This window comes from Nitrospirota bacterium (assembly GCA_016214385.1).
GTDB lineage: Bacteria > Nitrospirota > Thermodesulfovibrionia > UBA6902 > JACROP01 > JACROP01.
On the sequence record JACROP010000175.1, the window covers coordinates 1 to 5,305 of the forward strand.

Annotated in this window: 7 protein-coding genes; all 7 read right to left on the reverse strand. The window is 40.6% G+C overall.

The window, feature by feature from the left end:
- Window positions 1–420, reverse strand: a 420-nt coding sequence (locus HZC12_10715) for an alkaline phosphatase family protein (protein MBI5027175.1), incomplete at its 3' end; no start/stop codon positions are given.
- The gene (locus HZC12_10720) at window positions 417–812 is read right to left on the reverse strand and encodes a four helix bundle protein (protein ID MBI5027176.1); all 396 of its coding nucleotides are present in this window, start codon (window positions 810–812) and stop codon (window positions 417–419) included. The genes HZC12_10720 and HZC12_10715, both read right to left, overlap by 4 nt.
- A gap of 84 nt (window positions 813–896) precedes the next feature.
- Window positions 897–1,721 carry a phosphoadenosine phosphosulfate reductase family protein gene (locus tag HZC12_10725; GenBank protein ID MBI5027177.1) on the reverse strand — a complete coding sequence of 275 codons (825 nt, stop codon included), beginning with the start codon at window positions 1,719–1,721 and terminating at the stop codon, window positions 897–899.
- 185 nt (window positions 1,722–1,906) lie between these two features.
- Entirely contained in the window at window positions 1,907–2,830 is a 924-nt protein-coding gene (locus HZC12_10730) for a peptidyl-prolyl cis-trans isomerase (GenBank protein MBI5027178.1), read from the reverse strand.
- Window positions 2,796–3,464 (reverse strand): EpsI family protein, encoded by a 669-nt coding sequence (gene epsI, locus HZC12_10735; protein ID MBI5027179.1) that lies wholly within the window; start codon window positions 3,462–3,464, stop codon window positions 2,796–2,798. Before epsI ends, HZC12_10730 begins: the two co-directional genes overlap by 35 nt.
- Window positions 3,457–4,311, reverse strand: a complete 855-nt coding sequence (gene xrt / locus HZC12_10740; protein ID MBI5027180.1) for an exosortase — start codon at window positions 4,309–4,311, stop codon at window positions 3,457–3,459. Before xrt ends, epsI begins: the two co-directional genes overlap by 8 nt.
- A gap of 260 nt (window positions 4,312–4,571) precedes the next feature.
- A partial coding sequence (locus tag HZC12_10745; GenBank protein ID MBI5027181.1) for a polysaccharide biosynthesis tyrosine autokinase occupies window positions 4,572–5,305 on the reverse strand: 734 nt, incomplete at its 5' end.

Below are 5,305 nucleotides of genomic sequence, written 5' to 3' on the forward strand. Positions count from 1 at the left end.
CCTTGCAGGATATGTCTGGGGGCTATTGATTATAACTGATATCAATCCAGAGCCTTCCAAAAAGGTCGGTGTCTTTATATCCATAAAATTAGGGAAAGACATATCATAAGTGCCATCTTTGAGTTCCATAAAGCCAAAGATTCCATGCTCACCTGGATTTTTGCCTGTCATAAATGATGTCCATGCAACAGAAGATACCTCAGGGAGGGATGTCTCCATCCTATGGAAAGAGCCTTCTGCTATCATGGATTTAAATTTCGGCATTATGTCCTCTTCTGAATAGTTCTTCAGGAGAGAATAAGGAACTCCGTCAAGTCCGATGATTACCACTTTAGGAAGGGACGAGGGACGAGGGACGAGGGACAAGAGACGAGAGACAAGAGAGGAGGGACGAGGGATAAGTTTTGAGAATGGACTCATAATCTCCTCCTTGCTTCTCGACTCTTCCTGTTCAATGATTTTTTTAGACCAGTTATCATCATTGATATTTCATTGAGTTCTTCCAAAATTGGCTCAATGTTATTAGAAGAATTACTATTTAATCCTCCATATCCCAGGTTTTTAGCTATAATTAGTTGTGTTTCTAATTCGCTGCATGATCCCTGAGCAATCGAGAGAAAATTGATGTATTCCTTCGTGCTATTTCTTGCTGCACCTTCTGCTATATTGCTTGGGATTGATACTGCACTTTTACGAATCTGCGATGTTAAGCCATAAAGCTCATGATTTGGAAATGACTCGGTCAATTTATATACCTTTGTCACCATTTGAATACTCTGATTCCAGATTCTTAATTTATGATGCCCCTTCATAACCTCGTCCCATGTCCCTTATCCCTTGTCTCTTATCCCTCATCCCTTGTCCCTTATCCCTTGTCCCTTATCCCTTGTCCCTATTTACATATACCCCAGCTCTCTCAACTGCCCCATTATTGCTTCTTTATCCTGTCCCCTGCCGCCACGCTCGGTTGTACTTTCGAGATCCTGTTCCCATGCAGGTATATCGGAGAAATTTTTAGTTGAGCACCTTGCACCCAGAGAACGGTACCCCTGATAGTAAAGTTTGCAGAAAGGTATCTTATTCTTATGAATATTATCCCAGATATCACGTTCCTTAAAATGTAATATGGGGTGAATTCTCGTATGTTCAGGGTTATTGCGCGGACTGAAATAGTCCTCTTCTACTCTGGCATCCTGCTCATCCCATCTTATTGCAGTTGCGAGGGCATCGATCCCGTTGTCCTCAATAAACATCTTCATTGGAACCGTCTTCATCAGATGGTTTCCAACATATGATTCCGGCTCGAACGGGAATTCATCACTGTCAAAGTTTATATTTTTCAATTCCTGCCTGTTTCTCTCATTAAGGTCTTTAACTTTTACTATGTCGCCGAGCTTTTTCACCTTGGCAATTACATCAGTGTTTTTAGTTATGGCAACATCAATATTCCATTCTTTCTTTAACTTTCCTACATGATCGAGGATCTCATCAAACACATCGCCCTCATCTATAAACATGCACCTGGGAATTGGTATTGAAAGGTCATTGCATACATTCTTGAACAGCCATAGCAGGGTTGTACTATCCTTACCACCTGTCCATGCAATGGCAATCTTATCGCAATCAAATCGTTCAATACTATCTCTTATAACCTTTTTTGAATATTCAATCTTCTCATCAAGATTAAGACCGACAAGATAATCTCTTTTATCCTTATTCATTCTTCCTCCGTATTTATAATCATTTCAAAACGGCATGCTACCGCCCTCTCAGTTACATAACCCTGCAACCGAAGGGCATTTGAAACAATAATTGTTCAATGTTCTACGTTAAAAACTGTTCAACGTTCGATGTTCTATGTTCAATGTTTTATGTTGATTCTAACCTTGAACATAGAACCTTGAACTTATTTTAAAAGGTTTTCATTTATCTGAACTTTTACACCCTTTTTCAAATCATTAAGCCAGGCATTTACGGATTCCCTGAATTTCTGATCCAATATCTGGAGCTTTATTGCATCTTTAGCCTGTTCAAAGGAGTAAGAAACCACTCTTCTATCGGTAATCTTATATATCTCGTATCCTCCAGGCATCTTATATGCTCCACTTATCTCTCCGATTTTCATCCTAAAAACACTGTCCCTTATTTCAGGAGGCAACTGTTTGTATGTGAAAAATCCCACATCTCCATTTCTGAGAGCACTTGGTTTATCTATAGAATATCTGGTAACAAGTTCTCCGAAGTCCTTTTTCCCCTTTAGTTTTTCCAGGATGTCATCTGCATCTTTCTTTTCCCGAACAACAATCTGACTGATTCTTATTTCCTCTCTGTTTTTAAACTCAGCCATGTGGCTGTTGTAATAGTCCTGGACTTCTTTATCATCAACCTTCAGTTTATCTATGACCTCCTTCTGGAGAAGGGCATTTATCATAAGCTCCTTCTTTATGTCCTCCATCTTCCTTTGTATTTCTGCATCTTTATTCATTCCCTTCCTGACGGCCTCATTGTAAAGGATCTCTCTGTTAATCAATCCCTCCAACAAAGCCCGCTTCCCTTCTCCTTCCATTGAAAGCTTTTTCAGTGATTCAGGGAGATTTCCCATCTGCCTCTCAAAATAACTGGTGGTTATCTCCTTATCGTCAACTTTTGCAAGGACCTGGCTTGATTTGGCAATATCATCCCTGCCACAGCCTGTTAAAACTAAAAAAAAGAACAAAGACTTAATCAGCCACAGAGAACACAGAGAAAAACATAAAAAATATTTTCTTAGCTCTGTGAACTTTGTGGTAATTTTTTTATAATTTCTTATGTTCATCGATTTTGTCTCCAAAGAGTAACCTCCTTAATTCAGGGTTCAGTGTTTTATACAGAACAGCGATAAATGCCTTCTGTATTTCGTAGTCCTGCTGAAAGTCTTTATCCGTAGACAGTGATGAAACCCTCACCAGCACACCGTCTGATTGGGCACCAAAAATACTATAATAAACCTGTTTTATCTTGCGTTCAAAGTGGTTTGTGACGACTTTTCCATTCAGGACAATCCAGTATAGCATGGGCTCTGTTCTCCCCTGGCCTTTAACTAACAACTTCTTGAGCTCAAGGCCTGGTGTATCCATATTAGCAATACCGAAAGATGTGACATCAAAACCTGCTGCCCTGTAACAACCCTCAGGAACGTGTATGCTGAAGTGCTGCCTCTGGTCTGCTCCATAGGCAATGGCAAGGGAGATGGTTTTCCCATCATGTCTTTTATATGTCCTGAATAAGACATCGTTCAGAAACTCTGATTCAGATGCCCTGGCGTCGGTATGCTGGTCCAGCATATGCCATTCGCCTATCTCTGTGGGTATGGCAGTAAGGTTTACAGTTCTTGTCTGTGCAAGTCTATCCACTTTATAAAACAGGGAAAAAACTGCAGCAATAATGAAGAAGGTTATGACCATGAAAAATTTTATCTTAGCCATTCCTGTCATTTTGATTTCTCCTGTCTATAAGGACGTCCAGAATAATAAGGCTTATCAAGGCGATGATAAAGAGGAGGATGCCTGAGAAGTTATGAAAAAAACCCTGCCCTGCTGCCTCCCCGAAATGATATGTAATAAGTGCAAGGAGCATGAGCCTGAATATATTTGCACATATTGCAATCGGGATTATAGAGAGAAACAACACAGATTTCTTTAGATTTGAGACATTCTGGAGATACGCATATACAGCCCCCACTGACATAAGGGAGATGAGTGAGCGGATGCCGCTGCATTCATCTCCAACAACAATAGAGTAATCGCCTATGAAGAGTATGACCCCATTCCTGCTGACAAGATACCCTGCAAATCTCAAAAGGGGTTCAGAAACACTGGCCACTATCATTTTAAGAGGTGAAGTAAGCATATCAATGAAAAAAAGAGGTGGAGGAATTAGGAAAATAAGAAAAACAGCAGGGAAGAGAACTTGTCTTAAGGCCTCTCTGCCTAGAAGAAAACCTGTTGTGCCGATAAGGACGGGGATTAGTGAAAAAGTCTCTACCATAAGGATTTTATGGATAGAGCCGACTGTATAAAGAAAGAGGCCAATTAGCAGTACCGAGAGCGCAAATGGGTGGACCCGGTTATCAGAAGGGCTGGAAGAAAAAACTCCCTTTTTCCTCCATATAAGCCACAGGAATACAAGGAGGATTAAAGGGCCGTGGCTGTAATCAGCCACTTTCCATCCATAGGAGAATAGTTTATAGAAAGTAGGGATGTATATTATTACAAGAAGGGAATAAGCGACAGGGATTTTTGCTGGGTAGACAACGCCTTGAAGCAACCTCATTGCGCCGGAACAGGATTTCGCATCCGATAAATTAAATGGTTACGGTTGCTGAGATATTTACTCTGCCAGCAATTACGGTCAGAAAGATAAGGGCTTTTTCTTATTACCATTGTTCCTGTGCCTTATGCTGTATCGTATAGAAAAAATTGTAACAGCTACAGCAAGTAACAGAGAATTAATAGGATCCATACTATGAGTAATATTGGCTATATTAAGTAATGAAATGATCCATACTACAAGTATAATAACAACTGGCATGATCATTTTTTCCTCCTACTTCCATTCATTTCATTTATCAAAGAGCCTATTATCCTGACTCCTGCATTATCGAGCCGTTTTTTAACCATACCGAAAGACTTCCTGGTGGTGAATCCTTTTAACGCAACCATAACGACACCGTCAGAAATGGTTGACATTACCGAGGCATCAGCAGTCTTTAAAAAAGCTGGCGTATCTATTATTATGACATCATACACCTGCTTCATATAATTTATTAATTCCCTCGTATCCTGCCACCCAAGTAGTTCCACAGGGTTAGGAGGCGTGGGTCCCGCAGGCAATATATGCAGAGAAGAGATAGCTGTAGACTTGACAGCCTGGTCAAGTGTAGCTCTCTTTATGATAAGGCTACTTATTCCGCAGTTATTCTTTACATAAAAAATGTCATGTACCCTCGGTCTCCTGAAATTAATGTCTATTAGAATGGTCTTTGAGCCGAGCTGGGCAAAAACAGCAGCGAGGTTGGATGCTACAAAGGTTTTGCCTTCCATTTCATTTGGGCTGATTACTGCTATAGTCTTTGTGACACTTCCAGCTCCTGAAGGCATTATTCCGCTCCTTATGGAGCGGAATAACTCAACATGTAAGCTGAACGGCTGGTGAACTGCAACTACTTCTCTGGCAATAGTGGTATCTTCTCCCCTGATATAGGGATAAGAGTACTGGGATGCAAGTGCCCATGTCACATCCTCTTCGGTTACGAGGTCTAATTTAA

Bases quoted from the DNA above. Each gene is read 5' to 3' on its own strand.
- HZC12_10720 (MBI5027176.1), bottom strand. From the start codon at position 812: ATGAAGGGGCATCATAAATTAAGAATCTGGAATCAGAGTATTCAAATG.
- HZC12_10725 (MBI5027177.1), bottom strand. From the start codon at position 1,721: ATGAATAAGGATAAAAGAGATTATCTTGTCGGTCTTAATCTTGATGAG.
- epsI (MBI5027179.1), bottom strand. From the start codon at position 3,464: ATGGCTAAGATAAAATTTTTCATGGTCATAACCTTCTTCATTATTGCT.
- xrt (MBI5027180.1), bottom strand. From the start codon at position 4,311: ATGAGGTTGCTTCAAGGCGTTGTCTACCCAGCAAAAATCCCTGTCGCT.